Here is an 18,824-nt window from a genome sequence, read left to right as displayed (position 1 = left end):
ACACCGTGTCCCCTGTCGATCTTCCCCACCTGACCGGCGACCTTCCGCATCCCGCGTGGGATCGCCTCACCGATGACGGCGACGGCGGTCATCCGCCGCGCATCCTTATCCTGTACGGCTCGTTGCGTCCGCAGTCCTACAGCCGCAAGCTCGCCTTCGAAGCCGAGCGCATCCTCCGTCATCTGGGCGCTGAAACACGCGTGTTCGACCCGGCGGGCTTGCCGCCGCTCGACAGCGTGCCAGGCGATCATCCGAAGGTGCAGGAACTGCGGACGCTCTCGCTCTGGTCGGAAGGGCAGGTCTGGGTGAGCCCCGAGCGACATGGCACGATGACGGGCGTGTTCAAGAACCAGATCGACTGGCTGCCTCTGGAAGACGGCGGCGTTCGTCCGACGCAAGGCCGCACACTTGCGGTGATGCAGGTTTGCGGTGGCTCGCAGTCGTTCAACGTCGTCAATGCGCTGCGGGTGCTGGGTCGCTGGATGCGCATGGTGACGATCCCCAACCAGTCCTCCGTCGCCCGGGCGCGGAACGAATTCGACGACGATGGCCGCATGAAGCCGTCGCCGTTCTACGACCGCGTGGTGGACGTGATGGAAGAGCTCATGAAGTTCACGCTGCTGGTGCGCGGGCGGAGCGATTACCTGGTCGACCGGTACAGCGAACGCAAGGGCGCTGCCGAAGCGCGCGCGTTGGCCGAGGCGGCGGCGGTGGTCGAGCCAACAGTCGCGCGCTCACCATAGTCGTCTCCTTCACCTGCACCCAGAGGTTCCGGCCATGCACGCCACGATCTACCACAACCCCGACTGCGGCACGTCGCGCAACACGCTGGCGATCCTGCGTCACGCGGGCATCGAGCCCACCGTCGTCGAGTACCTCAAGACACCGCCCGATCGCGCCACGCTTCTGCGCCTGCTAGCCGACGCGGGCCTGACGCCGCGACAGGCCGTCCGACAGAAGGGCACGCCGTATCAGGAGCTCGGTCTGGACGATCCATCCGTCGACGACGCGGCGATCGTCGACGCCATGCTGACGCATCCGATCCTGATCAACCGACCCTTCGTCGTCACCGAGCGCGGCACGCGCCTTTGCCGGCCTTCGGAGCGGGTACTCGAGATCATTCCGCCGTTGCCCGGGCCCTTCACCAAGGAAGATGGCGAGATCGTCGGGGGGTGAATTCCCACCTGTGCGCATGCCGCCCGTGACGGGCAGCATGGTGCTGCGGGTTCAGATGGCGGCGAGGCCGCCGTCGACGACGAGCTCGGCGCCCGCGATGTAGCTGCTCTGATCCGACGCGAGGAAGAGCACGGCGTCCGCGACTTCTTCCGTGCGGCCCAGGCGGCCTAGCGGCACCATCTGGTTGAGCATCTCGTCGGCGCCCGGCCGGATCTCGAGGTAGCCGCGCATCAGCTGCGTATCCGTGCCACCGGGTGCGACGACGTTGACGCGGATGCCACGGTCTTTCAGGTCGGCCGTCCAGCTACGGGCGAACGAGCGCACGGCCGCCTTGGTCGCGTTGTAGAGCGACTGCCCCGGAAACCCCTTGCTGCCAGCGACGGAACCGTTCAGTACCACCGCGCCGCCCGCCGACAACAAGGGCAGGGCCTTGTTCACGGTGAAGAGCAGGCCGCGGACGTTCACGCCGAAGATCCGGTCGAAGTCCTGCTCGGTGATATCGCCGAGAGGAAGCGCGTCGGAGTCCGCGACGCCCGCGTTCGCGAAGAGGACATCCAGCTTGCCGTGATCCTCACGAATGCGGGCGTAAAGGCGATCGAGGTCGCCGGTGTTCGCCACATCGCCCGGAACGCCAACGGCGGCGGGGCCGAGTTCCGCGACCGCGGCATCCAGCCGATCCTGCCGCCGGCCGGTGATGTACACGCGAGCGCCTTCCGCGATGAATGCCTTCGCCGTGGCGAAGCCGATGCCTTCGCTACCGCCGGTGATGGCGACGATCTTGCCTTCGAAACGCTTGTTCATGACTGCCCTTCGTATAAGTGGAGGTTTGCTCCATTTACTATATGGAGGCATCATCCGCTTTGCAACCGAGACCTTCGATGACCGAATCCTCCCCGCCGATCGACGAGACACCGCTGCGCGCCGACGCGCTGCGTAACCGCGAGCGCATTCTGGCGGCGGCAGACGAGGTATTCCTGGAACGCGGCGCGGACGCGTCGCTCGAAGACGTCGCGAAACGCGCGAAGGTCGGTATCGGTACCCTCTACCGCCGATTCCCCACGCGCGATGCGCTGCTCGGCGCGCTCTGCGACGAACGGCTGCTCGCGCTCGCCGCCAACAGCCGAAAGCGCGACGACGTCCTGGATCCCGGCATGTCGCTTCGTGCATTCATGGTCGAACTCGCGACGCACGCGAGTCACTATCAGGGACTGGCCGTGCTGTTCGGCACCATGCTCAAGAGTCACACCACGGGATGCTACGCAGGGGCCGAGGAGGGGAGGCGATTGCTGCAGCGCGCGCAGAAAGCCAGGGCCGTCGCGAAGAACGTGTCGTTCGACGACCTGCTCTACGTGATCACGGCCGCATCGCTTGCGGTGGAGCAGGGCGGCCCGGTGAAGTCGCGGGTGACGCACCTGATCGATCTGTTTCTCGACGGTATCAAGATGCGCTGAACGACGAGGCGCTGCGTGATGCGGCGCCCCGTCTTACGGCACGTCGGGTATCGGCAAGCGACGGATGCTATCGACGAGCCGAGGCGAGGGTGGCGTGCGCAAGGGTGGAGACGGCAGCCATGACCTCCTTGCGCAACGCGTCCCGCTTCTTTCCCGACACGGGCGCGGGGCCCAACGGGCTCGCTGCCGTGCCCATGGTCGCAAGCGTCATTACCATGGAAAGAAGAAAATCCGGAGAAAAGCCGTCACCAATAAGGCCTGCCTTGCGGGCGGACGCCAGTGCACGGACCTTCTCGGTATGCGCGTTATCGCGCTCCGTTGGCTCGTCGGCCTTCTGCTCGAGGGTGAACCAGACGAGCAGGCGCATGAGCGCCGGGTTTGCGACGGAGAAGTCGAAGACCCGTCCGGCATACCCCGAAAGATCTTCCGGCGTGAACTTAAGGTGCTCGTACGCCGGCACGAGGTAATGCGAGAGGACCGTCGTGAAGAGCTTCTCCTTGCTCTCGAAATAGATATAGATGAGGTTCTTGTTACACCCGGCGGCCGTCGCGATGCGATCGACGCGCGCGCCGGCGATCCCATGGGCCGAGAACTCCTCCATGGCGGCCTCCAGGATGCGTTCCTTCGACGCCTCCGCGTTTCTCATACCCAGACTCCTGAAAAGATGGGTGCCATCCTAGCACTTGACTAACCGGTTAGTTGACCCCTATCTTGGCTAACCATTTAGTTAGTTACTTCTTTCCTGGAGTTGGCCGTGACACATCGCAACTGGTTCATCACCGGCGTCAGCAGCGGCCTCGGCCGCGAGATGGCCGCACAAGTCCTCGCGCGAGGCGACCGCGTGTTCGGCACCGTCCGTGACACGACCCGCGTGGCCGAACTGAAGGCGCGATACGACGCTGGCTTCGACGTCGAGGCGCTCGAGATGAGCGATACGCAGGCCATACATCGTGTCGTCGACATGGCGTTCCAGAAGCTCGGTCGCATCGACGTCATCGTGAACAACGCGGGATACGGTCTCTTCGGTGCCGCGGAGGGCCTCACCGATACAGAGGTCGCCCATCAGATAGATACCAACCTCGTCGCCCCGATCACCGTCACTCGAGCCGCACTGCCTCACCTGCGCGCCCAGGGTGGCGGCCGCATCATGGCCGTGTCGAGCTATGGCGGGCAGGCGACGCATCCTGGCGCATCGCTCTACCACGCGAGCAAGTGGGGTCTTGAAGGGTTCTTCGACTCGCTCCATGGCGAGGTGGCCTCCTTCGGTATCGATGTGACCATTGTCGAGCCGGGCGGGGCGCGCACTGCGTTCCGTGCAACGGCCGGTGCACGTATGGGCATGGAGATCGATGCCTACAAGGACACCCCGGTCGGGATGATTCGCCAGGTGCTCAACGATCCTGCCCGCGTTCCGAACGGCGACCCGGCTCGCATGGTCGCGGCGATGATCGAAAGCGTCGGCCAGACCCCCGCGCCCAAGCGTCTCGTGCTCGGCACCGATGCTTACGCCATGATCCAGAAAGCTCTCGTCGACCGGCTCGCCGCCGTCGAGGCCCAAAAGGACACGGCTGCGAGAACAGACTTTCCGTCAGCCGACTGATCCACACGTTCCGCGCCCGGCCCTCACAGGCGGGGCGCGGTCTGGTGTCACCATTCCTGGCGCGGATCGACTTACTTGAGCAACACCGGACCGGCGTCGATCTTCACGCGAAGCAGTTCGTAGGGCTGCTTGCGCTCGTCCTTGCCCCCGTGGAAACCCGGCTGGCGATAGAGCTGATTAGCGGTGAAGTACAGATACCCGTCCGTCCCTACCGAGAACGTGTCGGGCCAGAGGATCCGCGGATCGGTCACGAGTGTTTCCCAATGGCCGTCGGCGTAGCGGCGGATGCCGTTGTGTTCGTAATCGCCGCCGTACACGCGGCCCTTGTCGTCCTCGGCGAGTCCGTCCGAAGCGCCCTTCATGCCGAGGTCGCGCACGGCTTTCTCAAGGTCGGCCTCGGATACCGATGCGTCGCGCAGCAGGGCCGTGGGCACGGCGAAGAGGTGGCGGCTCGACAGTGCGCAGTAATACAGCGTCTTGCCGTCGGCGGAGATGGCAATCCCGTCGCTGGCGACGAGCCACGGCGACGCCTCGCCCTTGGCCGGTCGGCTCATCAGCGGATTGCCTTCGATGACCGGCACGAAGCCCTTGTCAGGCATCGTGCTCGGATGGCCGGAAAGACGGCGGATGGCGTGCCCGGTGTCGAGGTCGACGACGATGAGGCCACCGGGACCCTTGATCGAGCTGTCGGTGATGTACGCCACACCGGCCTTGCCGACGCGCAGATCGAAGCGCACGTCGTTGACGTAGGTGGTCGGCAGGACGACCGAGCTATCGAAAACGATCGTCCGGGTCACCTTATCGGTGGCGAGGTCGACTGCGACGAGCTTGGCGCCACCGGCGATCGGCGCGACGAAACCCGGGGCGCCGGTGTCGAGGATCCAGAGGCGGTTGGCGCCGTCGGCCACGACACTCTGCACGCTGATGAGCGTCTGGGCGGCGTGGGCGGGGTCCGCCGTGTTGAAGGCCTGCGATGGGTACGCGGTGACCTTACCGTTCTTCAATTCGCCGACGTTGAAAGGCGCGTTGTCGCCCCACTGCGGATAGTTGACGAAGATCCGCCCGTTGGGCGCGACGGTGACACCCGTCGGCATTGCGCCGTTGAACGTGGCCACGGATTCGACGACGGGCCTGGGGCCGTCGCCGGCAACCGCGCCGAAGGAAAGGGCAATGAGGCTGGAAAGCAGCAGCGTTTTCATCGTGGAGCTCCGGTGGAGGGAAGGGCGGTGTGACGTTTTCAGACGTGAACACTGAAGGGTGGGCTGGTTATCGCCAGGAGTGCCTTGCTTCTCGAATACGCATCCGCAAGGCGTTTCGGAGGCACGAAACGCCAGGGGCTCGTGGTACGAAGGAAAGGTCGATTCGAACGATGCGTTTCAGACGGGACATGCGAGGCTCCTTGGCACGACCACCACTGTGGACGCACGATGCCGGCAGAAACACCAGGACCACGACGAAACACTTTCCGCTTTCTGTGACAGATGGGCTCGCCGGCATACGGGGCGATACGACCGCGCAGTCTTTTGCCATACTCGACCTACGCGGCAGCCGTGAGCTGTCGGTCGACGAGCGTATCGACTTGTGCAGCGCCGGCGTGGCTCTGAGCGGGAGTGCAAACGATGTTGCGAATCCGGGTCTTGCAGGCCTTCCTCTGGGCATCCACGCTGGCATGGGGGATCGGCCTCGGTGCGAAGCTCTTCGATCTTCTCGTGGTCGCAGGCGCTTGGGGCGCGGCGCCGCCCAGCTCGTTCGCCCTGTTACCCTACGGACCGAAGTATCCGGTGACACCCGGTGCGTTCTTCCAGCCGTTGTCGGCCCTCATGGCCGTAGCGATCCTGAGCGCACTCATCGCAGCATGGCGGCAACCTGCCGCTCTGCGCCGCTGGTTGCTGCTCGGTACGTTCGCCTTCGTGCTGATCTGGGCCATCACGCCCACCATCTTCTGGCCGATGATCAACGCGCAATACGCCATTGCGACCGGCAAGACGACCGCCACCGTCGCCGAGGCAGTCGACCTGACGTCCCGCTGGGTGGCCTGGGACACGTTCCGGGTCGCGCTCATCGCGATTGGGTTCGTCGCGTCCGTGCGGGCTCTGACGATCGCGACGCCTGGCGTCGCTTGTGCCTCGGCGGAATCCCGGTAGCGGCCGTGAGGGTGTAGTAAGAGGTTTGGACACTATTGACGTCACGGTGGACATCATTGAGTGACAAGCGATAGGCCGAAGGGCAGCGTGACGCCTACGGAGCTGCTAGCACTACGCATAATGTATATTATGTCTACTTGGACGAAACGCCTTCGCAGCATTGAAGGCCCTCCGGCGCACCCGGCGCACCCTACGCGCCCGCTCAAATGGAGGCTTTCATGCCGAGACGGCGCATGCCGCCCCGGCAATGGCAGCTTGAGGACTGCGCGCTGATCCAGCCCACGGGTCGGCGCATTCCCCTGAACGATATCGAGGATTGGTTCCGGGCCGCTTGGGGCGGCAACCAGTCCATACAGACGGATCGATGGCGAGGCTGGCGGATCGTGCAGCAGTACCTCGCACCACCGGGCCGCTCGATCCGAGACGGCATCCACATCAACGCCCTTAGACTGCCGCGTCGGCAACACACGCGCTAGCATGCTGATCGCCGAGGCTGCGCTGACCTTTGCCAATGGCCCGATCGCGTCAATGGCAAGCGCCCCCACCATTGGTGGCGCGACTTGGAAGGCCGCTGCTCATTGGTTATGGGTCAGCAGCAAGAGTTCGGACGTCCGCCTCGTCCGGAATCTCCCCCGTCTCCAGAAGCCTCACGAAAGCACGGATGAACGCCTCCTGCTGCGTCCGATAATTCGAGTCCTTGGACCTTATATCCGCGTCCGCCAAGTAGTGCCAAATCATCTCGGGCACAAGCGGTCCCAGTTCGCCAACGGAGGTCAGCGAATCTTGGACATGGCGCGCCTCGATATACCACTCGCGTAGGCTCTCTTTAGTCGAAGTGTCTTTATCCAGCAACGCAGACAGCTGGGCATGTAGTTCTTCAATGTGTCTCATATCAGGCTTCACGGATTCTTCTTCCAACGCAGCCATCGGGGGTCGAACGACGTTATGTGACTGGCCTCTCCTCGAGAAAGTCGACCCACATCGACTCCGAGCTCGGTGGTTGATTTTGCTCCCGAGGCTGGATTGATCGGTGCACAATTTTAGACGACACCGTCTCTGGCTAGGGCCCACATTAACGGTGTCGCGACGGCACGGCGACCCGAGTCGACAAAGAGTTCTGGCCGCACCACGGTAATCTCTCGAAGGAAATCCGCTACGAAACCGAGGCTGCACTGAAGCAACGTGACCGCGCGGCAACTGCCGTTTGCACGAGTACGTTGGAGCTGGGCATCGATATTGGTGCGGTTAAAAGCATAGTGCACATAGGCACACCGCCGTCCGTGCAAGCCTCCGCCAACGGCTGGGGCGCTCCGGCCGACGCGAAGGCGAACCTGCAATCCTCCGCGGCTATATGATTGAAGACGCCCTGGATGAGAAGGCTGACTTGGAAACGCGACTTCGACTCGACACGGTGCAGACGGCGGCCGTTATCTCGCTTTTGCTGGAAAACTGGTTCGAGCCACCTGCCGCCCATGGGGCGCACTACTCCACACTAGTGCAGCAGCTCCTCTCTTCCATCGCGCAATATGGTGGTCTTCAGGCGGCTCGAGCGTTCCGCCTTCTATGCGCCCCGCCCGGTCCATTCGAGCGGGTGTTTAAAGACGCCTTTGCCGAACTACTTCGCACCCTGGGACAAGAAGAGATCTTGACACAGGATCACTCCGGTCTGCTGCTTCACGGTCGCATAGGCGACAAGATCGTCAACCATTATTCGTTCTATGCGGCGTTCTCCAGCGACGAAGAGTTCCGCATCGTTTCCGGCGGCAAAACATTGGGAACGATACCTGTCTCGCAAATGATGACGCTTGGTCAACGCATCCTGTTCGGAGGTCGGACCTGGGTCATTGAAACCATCGACGAAGAGCACAAGACGATCCACGCGAAACCCGCCAAGGGCGGCGCTCCCCCGCTGTTCAATGGAGGCGGCGGGCGCGTGCATACCCCCGATAACCATCCCTAATCCCCGCGCTTTCGCCTGAGCGCTTGGTCGCGGGATCTAAAAGCATTCTGAACTGCGGGCTCTGAGCTACCCTCAAGCCGCCCATCATGGCGTCGGCGGGCACGTTCTCGTCAGGCTAGTACGCCTCGTGTTGGCTATATGGATTGTTTCTGCCTGGCTGAAGGTTGCGACTCGTCACTCGAAGAGGTCATCAATTAGCTTCTCGAGGAGTCGGCCATCGGCGTTCGGATTGTAGCTTTCGTCGAACCCGATTCGATTTAGCAAGTCCTCACAAGCGGAACTGAAATCGTTAATCAAGTCATCGTCGCCCTGTATGGCTAGTTCTGGGTGACGGACGAGTAGCTGCGGCAAGAAGGGCTTTGTTTCATCGGCCATTTCAAGTAAATGAAGCTGTTCGGTCGAAATAAAAACCTTCATTCCGACGCGCCCTTCTCTCGGATAAGTCTATTGGCCAACTTGGACCTTGTAGGATTCACTGTGACGATTTTTCCGGTATCCGGGTTGATAGTCACGGTTGCTTTTGCTCCAATCGCTTTGATGCTCGGTCGCCCTGCAGCGCCATACTTGACATCAGTAACCTTGAGCGGATTCCTAATCGTATCAACGATCGAAGCAGGCTTCACCGAGCGCTCAACTGATCTCACGATTGCTTGATCCGCAACGCTTCGAATCAAGCCGCATGTCGTCTTCCTTGGTGGGTGAAAAAAGGGCCGTGATCGGGCTCATCCCCGCACGCCGCCCTGCGGCGCAGCTGCGTCTCCGCCGCCACGCACCTCTTGTCAGACCGAATCCCGCCAAGGATAGGCCACCGTATCCGGAGACACGATGCGCCCTAACTTGACCGGGTTTCGTTGCACGTGAATGTGTCGGATGCGTTCGCCGTCCGTCACATAGGTTTGTACCGACTCGATCGAACCGCATGCTCATGCGCTGCCAGTTGCGGTGTGCGCATCGACCAGGACCCGGATCGCCCATGCTCCCCAAACTCGAAGCCATGCGTGACCGCCCTGCTCCACATTGGCTCTGTCGACGACGGCCCGCGCAAGACACCTTGATTCGGCGTGATGGTCAGGCTGCGTGCAGACTACGAGCCCGTGCCACGGCCTAACGATACCGATCCAGTATCCAAACAATGATCTACAGGATAGGAAACTGGCGGCAACGGCGCGAACGCAGGACGGGCGAACAGATATCCCTGCTGCAAGATCACGCCCATGTCGCATAGCACTCGACTCTCGTCCATCGTCTCGACCCCTTCGCCAATGACCCGGATATTCAAGTCCTCACACATGCGGACGGTATGAAGAAGGATGCGCTGCCGGACGCGGTCGGTATCGACGCGGCGGATGAGGCCGATATCCAGCTTCAGCAAGTCGGGCTGGAAGTCCGCCAGCAGGTTGAGGCCGGCGTATCCCGCGCCGAAATCGTCGATGGCGGTCTGGAACCCCCGTTCTCGATACGTCCGCAAGATGCTCAGGAGGTGGACGTGGTCAGTGATGACCTCGTGCTCGGTAACCTCGAAGATAATTTTGGTCAGCGGCCAGTGGACGCGCTCCGCGGCGATGAGTGTCGCGCGTAAGCAATGGTCCGGGTTGTAAACCGCGTTAGGCAGAAAATTGATCGACACGGACGCTGGCAAGGACGCTTCGACCGCGCACTCGAGCGCCCGGACGCGACAGGCCTGGTCGAACGCATACTGATTGCCGGGATCTACCGCGGCAAGAATGTCTTGCGCGGAGGAGCCATCGGCGCCTCGGACCAACGCTTCATGTGCGAACACGGTCTGCGTTGCCACGTCGACGATGGGCTGAAACGCCATGGCGATGGCCTGTTCGAACCCGGAACCATTCCGACATGCCCCGCAGGTGACCTGATGCCCCATGCTGCCTCCCCTGTCTGCCCCTACTCTGTCTCGGCGGCGTCAGCAAAATCTATAATCTTGTTGCGTAAGCGGTCTGATTTACCTGCACCATGGGACGAGTCTATAGACATTTCAGTGATGCCGATGGCTAGCGACTCGCCAGGCCGGTCGCTTGGTTTCGCGCCACCGTCACGGGCCGTCGTCATGAACTCGGTAGTCTCGAAGGAGCGCCCGTTACCTGGCTACGCTCAGCTGACACCGGTCGGCCCATCGAGTACGAAGCGGATCTTCCGCAAAAGATCCGTGCGGGAATACGGCTTGCTCAGCACATCGAACGCGATGCCCCCTGCATCGGTGCGCTGAAGTGACTGCGATGCATAGCCGGTCGTCAGCAGCACCTTCATCCCCGGGCGAATGGCCCTTGCCCTGCGGGCCAGCGACACGCCGTTGAGGTCGCCTGGCATGACGATGTCGGTGAAGAGGATATCGAACGGGGCATCCTCCGCGATGCGTTGCAGCGCTGCTTGCGGGTCCGTAAAGGCCTCGACCCGATATCCGTGGGATTCGAGAATCATCCTTGCAAGCTCGGCAAGATCCTCCCTGTCGTCGACGACCAGGACGCGCTCGTGCCCTTCCCGGTCGGAAGCCCGGTCGATCCGGCGGACCGGCTGCGGACCGCGGCCGTCATCGAGCTCCACCGCAACGGGGAAGTACATCGTCAGCGTCGTTCCCCGGCCCTCTTCCGAAGAAATGGCGACAGCGCCACCCGATTGCTTCGCGAAGCCATAGACCATCGACAGGCCGAGACCTGTCCCCTTCCCTTCGGGCTTGGTCGTGAAGAAAGGATCCATCACGCGGGCGGCAACCTCCGGAGTCATGCCCGCCCCGTTGTCGATGACGTCGATGGCCACGAACGCCCCGCCCCGCGTGGCCAGCTCCCCTTGATTGTTTATCTCGAGCGGCGTCGCGTTGCGGGTGCGCAGCGTCAGGCGCTTTCCGGCGCGGCCTTCCATCGCGTCCCGCGCATTGATGGACACGTTGATCAACGCGACTTCGAATTGCGTCGGATCGAGCCTTGCGTTCTGCGTATCCTGAGCGAGATCGAGTTCGAGTTCGATGTCGGCACCAATGGAGCGTGCGAGCATGTCTTGCATGTCCGCGACAATCTGGTTCGGATTGACGATACGGCCCTGCAGCGTCTGCTTTCGCGAGAAAGCAAGGAGCTGGGAAGTGAGCGTCGAGGCGCGCTGGATGCCGGACCTGGCGCCGGCGATGAAGCGCAGCAGCTTGTCCCGCTCGATGTCCGGCCGGGTGAGACCCACCTCGACGGATTCGACGTAGCCGATCATCAGCTGAAGAAGGTTGTTGAAGTCGTGCGCGATACCGCCCGTCAGCTGGCCGAGCGCTTCCATCTTCTGCGCCTGCCGCAGCGCATCTTCCGCATCGCGTCGGCGGCTGACATCGAGCTGCGATGCAAAGAAATACACCACCTCGCCCTTGGCATCGTACACAGGCGAAACGAAAAGCGCGTTCCAGAACGTCGACCCATCGCGCCGGTAGTTAAGGATCTCGGTGGCGATCTCCTGCTTGGCGGCGACCGCATCGCGGATGGCCGCGATGGTCACGCGGTCGGTTCCCGGGCCCTGCAGCAGCCGACAGTTCCGGCCGATGAGCTCGTCGGTCGAGTACCCCGTCATTCGCAGAAAGGCGGGATTCGCAAAAATGATGGGGTTGTCCGGCTTTCTTGGGTCGGTGACGATCATCGGCATGCGCGTCGTCGAGACGGCCGCGAAGAAGATGTCACTTCCCGGATGGTCCATTCCCTCGTATTCGATGCGGGTCGGCACCCGCCCGGTCGGGTCACTCATGCAGCGGTCTCCTGGGACGAAAGGCCATTGTCCCGACACTTGTGAAAACGCTGGATGAAGAGCCGTCGGGCCCCGGCTGGTAGCCGTCCAGACGGGACGCTCGCCTTGACGGCCTGGTATCCACGGCGCCGATCGCGCTGCTCGTCATCTGAAGCGGGCCAGCCCGGACGTCATGTTGACTTCGGCAAACTCGACGGCTATACGTGACTACACGTGTAGTCAAAGGGGTTGAACGATGAAGCTTGTCGTGCGGGCGCTTATTTGCGTCGCTGGCATCACCTGCGTTTCGCCGGCGATCGGCGGCGCTCCCCCCATCGCTCGATCGTCCATGGATCAAGCGGCGCGCATCGACGTCGTCGTGAAGAGCGAGATGAAGAAACGTGCGATTCCCGGGCTTCAGGCCGTCGTTATCAGGCATGGGCGCGTGGTGTACGACCGTGCGTTCGGTGTCGCCGATCTGGAATCGAACCGCCCGGTCGTACCGACAACCATCTTTACGTTGAACTCGTCTACGAAGGCGTTCACAGGGGTGGCCATCATGCAGCTCGTGGAGCGAGGCAAGCTATCGCTCTCCGCACCGGCGTCCCGCTATCTGGAAGGGCTTCCCGCGGCGTGGCGGAACGTCACCATTGCCCAACTGCTGACGCACGTTTCGGGACTGCCCGATGTCATCGAACAGCCCAAAGGACAGGGGACGGGCTCGCTCGTCGGAGACGGAACGGAAGACTCCGCCTGGAAGACGGTCACAGCGCGTCCGATCGAGGCTCCAGCGGGACAGTCGTACCGCTACAACCAGACAAACTACGTCATCCTGGGGAAAATCATCCAGCGTGTTTCAGGCGTTCCCTTCGACGAGTTCATGCGAACCCGTCAATTCACGCCGGCCGCCATGCGCTCTACCGCTTTCGGAGATTCCCGGACCATCATGCCCGGCCGCTCGCGGCTATACCGGTATGTCGGCGGGTCGGTGGACGGTCCTGAAGGAACACGCCCGTTGGAGCACGCCTTCGATGAATTCTCGCCTTTCGTTCGCACCGCGGGCGGACTGAATGCCTCGGCTGAGGACCTTGCGCGCTGGCTCATCGCACTGCAGAACGGAACGCTGCTTTCGCCCACCGCTGTCGAGACGATGTGGTCCCCAGGGCATTTCAACAATGGCCACCCTACTCCCTGGGGAATGGGGTGGCCGCTGTCCGACCACGGTGGTCACCTCGTGGCAGCGGGTATTGGCGGTCGCCGGACGGCCTTCTTCGTCTATCCCCACGATGACCTCGCTGTGATAGTCCTGACGAACCTGGCGGGGGCGAATCCGGAAGAGTTCGTCGACGAAATTGCCGGCCAGTTCCTTCCTGACCTCCTTGAGGTCAATGGCGGGGGCCTTCCGATGCCGGTGAAACGTCTTCGGCTCGCCTTGATGGAGAGCGACTTCAAGGAACCTCTTGCCGCGTATCGGAGGCTCGAGCAGAAAGACGCCACGTTCGCCATATCGGAGTCGGAGCTCAACGCCTGGGGCGGTGTCTTGCTGAATGCGGGGCACGTCGATCAGGCGATCGCCGTGTTCAGCCTGAACGTGTCGCTGACGCCCGGTAGTTCCAACGCTCACGATAGTCTCGGCGAAGGCTATGAAGCGAAGCACGCGTTTGACCTCGCTATCGCCAGCTACACCGCAGCGGTCGCTCTCGACAGCACCAATGAGCACGCAAGGTCTCGATTGAAAGCTCTCGAGGCCAGGCAGTGATACCGGCACCAGGGCCGGACCCCCTCAGCGAAAACGGTGCACGAACCCGACGCGAAATCCTCCCGGCAGCCACCCCAGGATAATGGGCGACTCACTCCTCCGGGTTGCCCATATCCCTACGCTCACGCCGATTGCAGCACCCGCGAGGACATCGCTCTGCCAGTGAGCCCTCACTTTGACTCGGGCGACCGCATCGTATGCGGGCAACAGAGCGAGCGCGTAGACGACGGGATAGTCGTCGCTGTATTTGACGATGAAAGGCACCACGGCCGCGGATAGTGCAGCCACTTCTCCGCTGGGAAAGCTCCGTGCGCTACCGGACCGGAACCAACGATCCGGACTGTCGGTATCCGACGGCCGTTCGCGACGAAAGGCGTACTTCATGGTCGTGGTCGCAGCCGCCGTGATGACCATCGCGTCGGTCGACCTCCAGAACGTGTCGCCGACATCATCGTCAGCGCCGAAGACGAGTGCGCCCGCCCCAACGGCCAATACGCTTCCGTACAGCAGGCGTTCCTGATAGGTGCGCTTCCAGATTCCGTGATTGTCGTAGCTCACCCGGTGGTCGATGCCGAGCGGACCGCCGCCTGCGATCGCGGCCAAAGGTAAGCTGAAAATAAGGCAGGCGGTCAGGCGTAACGTTAGTTTGCGCATCACACGGCCCTCCGTGAAGCAAGCCCCGATTCAGGCCGGTCCATTAGACATGGCCTGGCCCCAGTCCCCTTGATGGAGGTCAAGCGCACCCGTGCGCGCACCGATCGTCTAGACGATGGAAAAGCATGCCGATTCGGCAAATTTGTCCGCGGGAGGCATCCGCGATGTGCGAGGCCCCGTACACCGAAACGACATTCATGGCCGAGGAGTGGTAATGCCGACCCAATCCATTCGTCGAACTAACCTGCGCCGGGTGTTGGACGATCTGGCACGCAACGGCTACAGCACCAGAGAGTCGCAGGCCGTGTATCTGGGGCGATCGGTGACGGCACGCCGGCTCGATGCCATGTTGGACGGCGCGGAGATTCCGGCCTTTTTCGCTGCCGCGCTGGAACACGCACTATTCAAGCCACGCGGGTGGCTGAGTTTGCCGCACGACGCCGACGAGCACGAGAGCGCGGGGACGGTCACGCTTCCGGGCGGTTCAGATTGACGATTGGGGAAAAGTACGGGCGCGTCACCAGAGTGTCCTCGAATCCAGCGACCTGTCCGTACGATTGCCAACGCGGATTGACGACGCTCGTTCGAAGCGCACGTGTCTCGGATTTCAACAAAAGACGCGCATTCGGCAATCCTTCGGCTGGCCTTCTTCCTACGCTACACATCGACTGCCATCTCGCGGGACTCTCCCATGAATCGACTGAAGACGACCACCGCCGCGTCGGCCGCCGGCGATAGCGCTGCTGTCTTCGCCAAGGTGAAATCGACGTACGGCGGCATCCCGAACGCGTACGCCACCGTCGGGACCAATGCGCCCGCCGTGCTCGAGCATCTCCTTCGCGCCTCCGCCATTCTCAAGAGCGGAACGCTGTCCCAGCTCGAGATCGAAGCCATCAACCTCGCCGCCAGCCAGTCGACGGGCTGCGATTACTTCACCGAGGCATCCGCACGAGCCGCGCTCGCTGGAGGCGACGTCGACCTCGTGTCGTTCGGCGCGCCTTATGTCGCGAACCCGGACCTCGTGGAACGTTTCCAGCAGGGTATCCTTATGTCTTCGGGGGATCCTGAAACGTACTACCAGGGCGGCGCACGTGGGTATACCGATTACCTCAGGGCCACGTAACCACCCCTCCACCTCCGATGACGCGCGGTGGCCGCACCGCGCGCACCCACTACTTCAGCCCCTCGTAAACGATGCGGGTAAAGAACTCCGGGTTGATCACGAAGTGGCCGTAAACGTCGTCCCACTTCGCGGTCGGCCTGGCCGCGACCACCTCGTCCTCGGATTTGCCCTGGGCTTTCAGGGCGGCGACGTTCGCGCGGATGCCGACGAGCATGTCCCGAAAGGCCTGCAATTGTTTCTTCGTGCCGACCTCGCCATGACCGGGCACCAGGATCACATCGTCGTCGAGTTGCGCAAGGATGGCGTCGTCGCCCTTGATCATGCCGTCGATGCCGCCGCCATTCTGGTTGTCGATGAACGGGTACACCCCGTTCCAGAACAGGTCGCCGAGCGACGCGACATTCGCCTCCCTGAAGAACACGTAGAGGTCGGTGTCCGTGTGGGACGGTACGAGCAGGCGGACCTCCACGGTCTGTCCGCCGAAATGGTACGTGCGGTTGGACGTGAGCACCTCCGACGGGATGGCCCCCGCGGGAAGCGGCGGGAAGGTCGCTTTCCAGAAGTCGACGCGCGTGCTGGTGGACACGCGCTTGACGGTGCCAGCCGTGGCGACGATCGTCGCGCCCGCCTTCGACACCCAGCGGTTCCCGTCGGTGTGGTCCCAGTGGTAGTGGGTGTCGATGAGGTACCTGATTGGTCGGTGGCTGATGGCGTCGAGCGCCTGCTCGACGCGCGGCTGCGACACGGCGATACCGGCGTCGACCATCAACTTGCCTTCGGGGCTGTCGAGTACGGTGATGTTGCCGCCGGAGCCGGACAGCATGGTGAGCGAGCCACGCAACGGCGTCGCCGTGATCGGCGTCGTCTTCGCCGCCTCGTTGATCTTCACGACGGGACTGACGGAGGTCTCGTCGTTGGCCGCCAGCGCGTGACCTGCGGCGAAGGCACACGCCAGCACCGACCACGTGAAGACCCGCGGCAGAGCGCGCGCGAGAAACGGACCGTTCATGACCCTTCTCCTGGCTGGCGGCCCGCCGGTTGCGGACCTTCGCCATTCGGCGCCGCCTTGGCTCGCCGGGTCTTGTCGAATATGTCCATGGGTCGCGCCGCCCCATTGCGATTCCTACCGAATCGGGCAACCCTACGGCCTGACCTGCCGCACGAGTGGCAGGCTCGACGCCTCCGCACGCCTCGATGCGGACACCAGGGACCATCACAGGACGGACGACTTTGAGCGGAAACCTTCCCCCATCGGACCATCGCAAGGAGCTGACCGTTCGCGGCCTCGTCCTCGGCGTGATCATCACGGTGGTGTTCACCGCCGCCAACGTGTTCTTCGGCCTGAAGGCAGGCCTGACGTTCGCCACCTCGATTCCGGCGGCCGTGATTTCCATGGCCCTGTTGCGCGGGTTCAAGGATTCCACCATCCAGGAAAACAACGTGGTGCAGACCATCGCCTCGGCGGCGGGCACCCTGTCTTCCATCATCTTCGTGCTGCCGGGCATGATCATGATCGGCTGGTGGGCGGACTTCCCTTTCTGGACATCGTTCGCCGTGTGCGCGCTGGGCGGCATCCTCGGCGTGATGTATTCCATCCCGCTGCGCCGCGCGCTGGTCACCAATTCCGACCTGCCCTACCCCGAAGGCATCGCCTGCGCCGAAGTACTGAAGGTGGGCAGCGGCGACGACGCGAACGCCGACAGTGTGGAAGAAGGCCGGGCCGGCCTGCTCGCCGTGCTGTGGGGTTCCATCGTATCGGCCGTGTTCGCCGTGATCGTGGCCACGCAGGTCTTCGCCAGCGACTTCGTGCGCTACTTCCGCGTCAACGACAGAGGTGGCGTCAGCGGCTTCGACTTCGGCCTGTCGTTCGCGCTGTTCGCCATCGGGCATCTGGTCGGCATTTCGGTCGGCATCGCCATGCTGGTCGGCGCGATCATCGGCTGGGGCTGGGGCGTGCCGCACTTCTCCGCGCTCGGCGACCTGTCGCAGCCGCTGTCCGATCTCGCGAATGCGACCTGGAGCCAGAAGGTGCGTTACGTCGGCGCGGGCGCGATCGGCGTTTCCGCCATCTGGACGCTGGCCAAGCTGGTGAAGCCCGTCATCACCGGACTGAGTTCCGCCATGGCCGCCGGCAGGGTGCGCAAGGCCGGCAACGCCGACACCCTGCCGCGCACCGAGCGCGACATCCCTATCGGCATCGTCGGCCTCGTCACGCTCGGATGCTTCATTCCCATCGCCTGGCTGCTGGGCTATTTCAGCAACACGGCCGGACTGGGCGCACACGTCGGCGTGCTGGCCATCGGTGGCGTGGCCTTCGTGGTGCTGATGGGCTTTTTCGTATCGACGGTGTGCGGCTACATGGCCGGCCTCATCGGCTCCTCCAACAGTCCCCTGTCGGGCGTGGGCATTCTGGTGGTGATCTGCGCCGCGCTGCTGCTGGTGGCCTTCGTCAAGCCGTACGTCGGCCCCGATGAAGGCAAGGCGCTGGTGGCCTTCGCGCTGTTCATCACCTCGGTCGTCTTCACCGTCGCCGCGATCGCCAACAACAACCTGCAGGATCTGAAGACCGGCCAGCTGGTGGATGCCACGCCGTGGCGACAGCAGGTGGCACTCGTCGTCGGTGTGATCGCGGGCGCGGCGGTGATTCCTCCGGTGCTGGATCTGATCAACAAGGCCTATGGTTTCGTCGGCGTGGCGGGCGCGGGGCCGCACGCCCTGCCGGCGCCGCAGGCCGGCCTGATCTCGGCGCTTGCCGAGGGCGTGATCACCGGCAACATCGACTGGAGCCTGATCGAGATCGGTGTCGGCATCGGTATCGTGATCATCGCCATCGACGAGCTCCTGGCGCGCACCACCCGAAACGCGCGCATCCCGCCGCTGGCCGTCGGCCTGGGCATCTACCTGCCGACCGTGAGCACGTTGATGGTGGTGGTCGGCTCGATCGTAGGCTGGTACTTCGATCGCCGCGCCGATCGCGCGGCGCGACCGGAAAGCACGAAGCAGCTCGGCGTGCTGCTCGCGTCGGGCCTCATCGTCGGCGAGAGCATCATCGGTGTGGTGATCGCCGCGATCGTGGCCTTCGCCGACAAGCTGGGCTTCAGCAACCTGCAGGCGCCGCTGGCACTGGTCGGCGCGGGCTTCGGCGAGACCGCCCAATGGCTCGGCGGCATCGCTTTCGCGCTGGTGGTGTTCGTCATGTACCGCTGGGTGGCCCGCATGGCCAACGGCATCGGCAAGCGGTGAGTGAGC

Annotated in this window: 18 protein-coding genes and 1 pseudogene; 10 read left to right on the top strand and 9 right to left on the bottom strand. The window is 63.2% G+C overall.

The annotated features are described in order from the left end of the window. Positions 1-29: 29 nt before the first annotated feature. Together arsH and arsC are read left to right on the top strand one after the other, a co-directional pair. Complete coding sequence (arsH, locus tag BMX32_RS15050; protein ID WP_280140858.1) at positions 30-743, top strand: arsenical resistance protein ArsH; 714 nt, start codon at positions 30-32, stop codon at positions 741-743. Between the two features lie 34 nt (positions 744-777). After that, positions 778-1,176: an arsenate reductase (glutaredoxin) gene (gene arsC / locus BMX32_RS15045; protein ID WP_029213584.1), complete on the top strand. Its 399-nt coding sequence runs from the start codon at positions 778-780 to the stop codon at positions 1,174-1,176. A 51-nt stretch (positions 1,177-1,227) separates the two neighbouring features. Here arsC and BMX32_RS15040 read toward each other — a convergent pair whose 3' ends face one another. Further along, a complete protein-coding gene (locus tag BMX32_RS15040; protein ID WP_089979944.1) occupies positions 1,228-1,977 on the bottom strand; it encodes an SDR family NAD(P)-dependent oxidoreductase in 750 nt (249 codons plus the stop codon). Between the two features lie 77 nt (positions 1,978-2,054). Here BMX32_RS15040 and BMX32_RS15035 point away from each other — a divergent pair, with 77 nt between their 5' ends. Next, entirely contained in the window at positions 2,055-2,627 is a 573-nt protein-coding gene (locus BMX32_RS15035) for a TetR/AcrR family transcriptional regulator (protein ID WP_089979942.1), read from the top strand. A 67-nt stretch (positions 2,628-2,694) separates the two neighbouring features. Here BMX32_RS15035 and BMX32_RS15030 read toward each other — a convergent pair whose 3' ends face one another. Further along, positions 2,695-3,273 carry a TetR/AcrR family transcriptional regulator gene (locus BMX32_RS15030; protein WP_089979941.1) on the bottom strand — a complete coding sequence of 193 codons (579 nt, stop codon included), beginning with the start codon at positions 3,271-3,273 and terminating at the stop codon, positions 2,695-2,697. A gap of 108 nt (positions 3,274-3,381) precedes the next feature. Between BMX32_RS15030 and BMX32_RS15025 the strand changes: the two genes are divergently transcribed. Continuing rightward, positions 3,382-4,227 (top strand): SDR family oxidoreductase, encoded by an 846-nt coding sequence (locus tag BMX32_RS15025; RefSeq protein WP_089979939.1) that lies wholly within the window; start codon positions 3,382-3,384, stop codon positions 4,225-4,227. Between the two features lie 71 nt (positions 4,228-4,298). Here the strand turns inward: BMX32_RS15025 and BMX32_RS15020 are convergent, their stop codons facing one another. Beyond that, the gene (locus BMX32_RS15020) at positions 4,299-5,426 is read right to left on the bottom strand and encodes an L-dopachrome tautomerase-related protein (protein ID WP_089979937.1); all 1,128 of its coding nucleotides are present in this window, start codon (positions 5,424-5,426) and stop codon (positions 4,299-4,301) included. A 420-nt stretch (positions 5,427-5,846) separates the two neighbouring features. Here BMX32_RS15020 and BMX32_RS15015 point away from each other — a divergent pair, with 420 nt between their 5' ends. Then, entirely contained in the window at positions 5,847-6,371 is a 525-nt protein-coding gene (locus tag BMX32_RS15015) for an anthrone oxygenase family protein (protein ID WP_089979935.1), read from the top strand. Between the two features lie 582 nt (positions 6,372-6,953). Here BMX32_RS15015 and BMX32_RS15005 read toward each other — a convergent pair. After that, positions 6,954-7,274 carry a hypothetical protein gene (locus BMX32_RS15005; protein WP_139206748.1) on the bottom strand — a complete coding sequence of 107 codons (321 nt, stop codon included), beginning with the start codon at positions 7,272-7,274 and terminating at the stop codon, positions 6,954-6,956. 107 nt (positions 7,275-7,381) lie between these two features. Here BMX32_RS15005 and BMX32_RS15000 point away from each other — a divergent pair. Then, positions 7,382-8,313 (top strand): annotated as a pseudogene (locus BMX32_RS15000) (helicase-related protein); the annotation flags it as partial. A gap of 192 nt (positions 8,314-8,505) precedes the next feature. On the opposite strand, the gene BMX32_RS14995 reads toward BMX32_RS15000, so the two are convergent. From BMX32_RS14995 to BMX32_RS14985, 3 genes are all read right to left on the bottom strand, one after another. After that, entirely contained in the window at positions 8,506-8,748 is a 243-nt protein-coding gene (locus tag BMX32_RS14995; protein WP_089979931.1) for a hypothetical protein, read from the bottom strand. 667 nt (positions 8,749-9,415) lie between these two features. Beyond that, positions 9,416-10,213, bottom strand: a complete 798-nt coding sequence (locus BMX32_RS14990; protein WP_089979929.1) for an EAL domain-containing protein — start codon at positions 10,211-10,213, stop codon at positions 9,416-9,418. Between the two features lie 227 nt (positions 10,214-10,440). Then, a complete protein-coding gene (locus tag BMX32_RS14985; protein ID WP_049808663.1) occupies positions 10,441-12,012 on the bottom strand; it encodes a histidine kinase famiy protein in 1,572 nt (523 codons plus the stop codon). A gap of 283 nt (positions 12,013-12,295) precedes the next feature. On the opposite strand from BMX32_RS14985, the gene BMX32_RS14980 reads away from it, so the two are divergent. Beyond that, on the top strand, positions 12,296-13,798 hold the full coding sequence (locus tag BMX32_RS14980) for a serine hydrolase domain-containing protein (protein WP_089979926.1): 1,503 nt from the start codon (positions 12,296-12,298) through the stop codon (positions 13,796-13,798). Positions 13,799-13,822: 24 nt separating this feature from the next. On the opposite strand, the gene BMX32_RS14975 is transcribed toward BMX32_RS14980, so the two are convergent. Then, positions 13,823-14,452: a phosphatase PAP2 family protein gene (locus BMX32_RS14975; RefSeq protein ID WP_089979924.1), complete on the bottom strand. Its 630-nt coding sequence runs from the start codon at positions 14,450-14,452 to the stop codon at positions 13,823-13,825. A 214-nt stretch (positions 14,453-14,666) separates the two neighbouring features. Between BMX32_RS14975 and BMX32_RS14970 the strand changes: the two genes are divergently transcribed. Together BMX32_RS14970 and BMX32_RS14965 are read left to right on the top strand one after the other, a co-directional pair. After that, the gene (locus BMX32_RS14970) at positions 14,667-14,945 is read left to right on the top strand and encodes a hypothetical protein (protein ID WP_089979922.1); all 279 of its coding nucleotides are present in this window, start codon (positions 14,667-14,669) and stop codon (positions 14,943-14,945) included. A 198-nt stretch (positions 14,946-15,143) separates the two neighbouring features. Further along, a complete protein-coding gene (locus BMX32_RS14965; protein WP_089979921.1) occupies positions 15,144-15,575 on the top strand; it encodes a carboxymuconolactone decarboxylase family protein in 432 nt (143 codons plus the stop codon). A 49-nt stretch (positions 15,576-15,624) separates the two neighbouring features. Here the strand turns inward: BMX32_RS14965 and BMX32_RS14960 are convergent, their stop codons facing one another. Further along, positions 15,625-16,584 carry an MBL fold metallo-hydrolase gene (locus BMX32_RS14960; protein ID WP_211664233.1) on the bottom strand — a complete coding sequence of 320 codons (960 nt, stop codon included), beginning with the start codon at positions 16,582-16,584 and terminating at the stop codon, positions 15,625-15,627. Positions 16,585-16,805: 221 nt separating this feature from the next. On the opposite strand from BMX32_RS14960, the gene BMX32_RS14955 reads away from it, so the two are divergent. Then, positions 16,806-18,818, top strand: coding sequence for an OPT family oligopeptide transporter (locus tag BMX32_RS14955; protein ID WP_244511543.1), 2,013 nt, complete (start codon positions 16,806-16,808; stop codon positions 18,816-18,818). Positions 18,819-18,824: the final 6 nt, after the last annotated feature.

The sequence above is a fragment of the Luteibacter sp. UNCMF331Sha3.1 genome (assembly GCF_900109915.1).
In the GTDB taxonomy this organism is placed as follows: Bacteria; Pseudomonadota; Gammaproteobacteria; order Xanthomonadales; family Rhodanobacteraceae; genus Luteibacter.
Note: the sequence above shows the minus strand (reverse complement) of the source record. Positions and strands in the feature narration are given on the sequence as shown.

What these genes read in the sequence shown, in the direction of transcription:
- BMX32_RS15020 (WP_089979937.1), bottom strand. Translation starts at nt 5,426, where the DNA reads ATGAAAACGCTGCTGCTTTCCAGCCTCATTGCCCTTTCCTTCGGCGCG.
- BMX32_RS14985 (WP_049808663.1), bottom strand. Translation starts at nt 12,012, where the DNA reads ATGGACCATCCGGGAAGTGACATCTTCTTCGCGGCCGTCTCGACGACG.
- BMX32_RS14975 (WP_089979924.1), bottom strand. Translation starts at nt 14,452, where the DNA reads ATGCGCAAACTAACGTTACGCCTGACCGCCTGCCTTATTTTCAGCTTA.
- BMX32_RS15035 (WP_089979942.1), top strand. Translation starts at nt 2,055, where the DNA reads ATGACCGAATCCTCCCCGCCGATCGACGAGACACCGCTGCGCGCCGAC.
- BMX32_RS14970 (WP_089979922.1), top strand. Translation starts at nt 14,667, where the DNA reads ATGCCGACCCAATCCATTCGTCGAACTAACCTGCGCCGGGTGTTGGAC.
- BMX32_RS14965 (WP_089979921.1), top strand. Translation starts at nt 15,144, where the DNA reads ATGAATCGACTGAAGACGACCACCGCCGCGTCGGCCGCCGGCGATAGC.
- BMX32_RS15015 (WP_089979935.1), top strand. Translation starts at nt 5,847, where the DNA reads ATGTTGCGAATCCGGGTCTTGCAGGCCTTCCTCTGGGCATCCACGCTG.
- BMX32_RS14980 (WP_089979926.1), top strand. Translation starts at nt 12,296, where the DNA reads ATGAAGCTTGTCGTGCGGGCGCTTATTTGCGTCGCTGGCATCACCTGC.
- BMX32_RS14995 (WP_089979931.1), bottom strand. Translation starts at nt 8,748, where the DNA reads ATGAAGGTTTTTATTTCGACCGAACAGCTTCATTTACTTGAAATGGCC.
- BMX32_RS15040 (WP_089979944.1), bottom strand. Translation starts at nt 1,977, where the DNA reads ATGAACAAGCGTTTCGAAGGCAAGATCGTCGCCATCACCGGCGGTAGC.
- arsC (WP_029213584.1), top strand. Translation starts at nt 778, where the DNA reads ATGCACGCCACGATCTACCACAACCCCGACTGCGGCACGTCGCGCAAC.
- BMX32_RS14990 (WP_089979929.1), bottom strand. Translation starts at nt 10,213, where the DNA reads ATGGGGCATCAGGTCACCTGCGGGGCATGTCGGAATGGTTCCGGGTTC.
- BMX32_RS14960 (WP_211664233.1), bottom strand. Translation starts at nt 16,584, where the DNA reads ATGAACGGTCCGTTTCTCGCGCGCGCTCTGCCGCGGGTCTTCACGTGG.
- BMX32_RS15030 (WP_089979941.1), bottom strand. Translation starts at nt 3,273, where the DNA reads ATGAGAAACGCGGAGGCGTCGAAGGAACGCATCCTGGAGGCCGCCATG.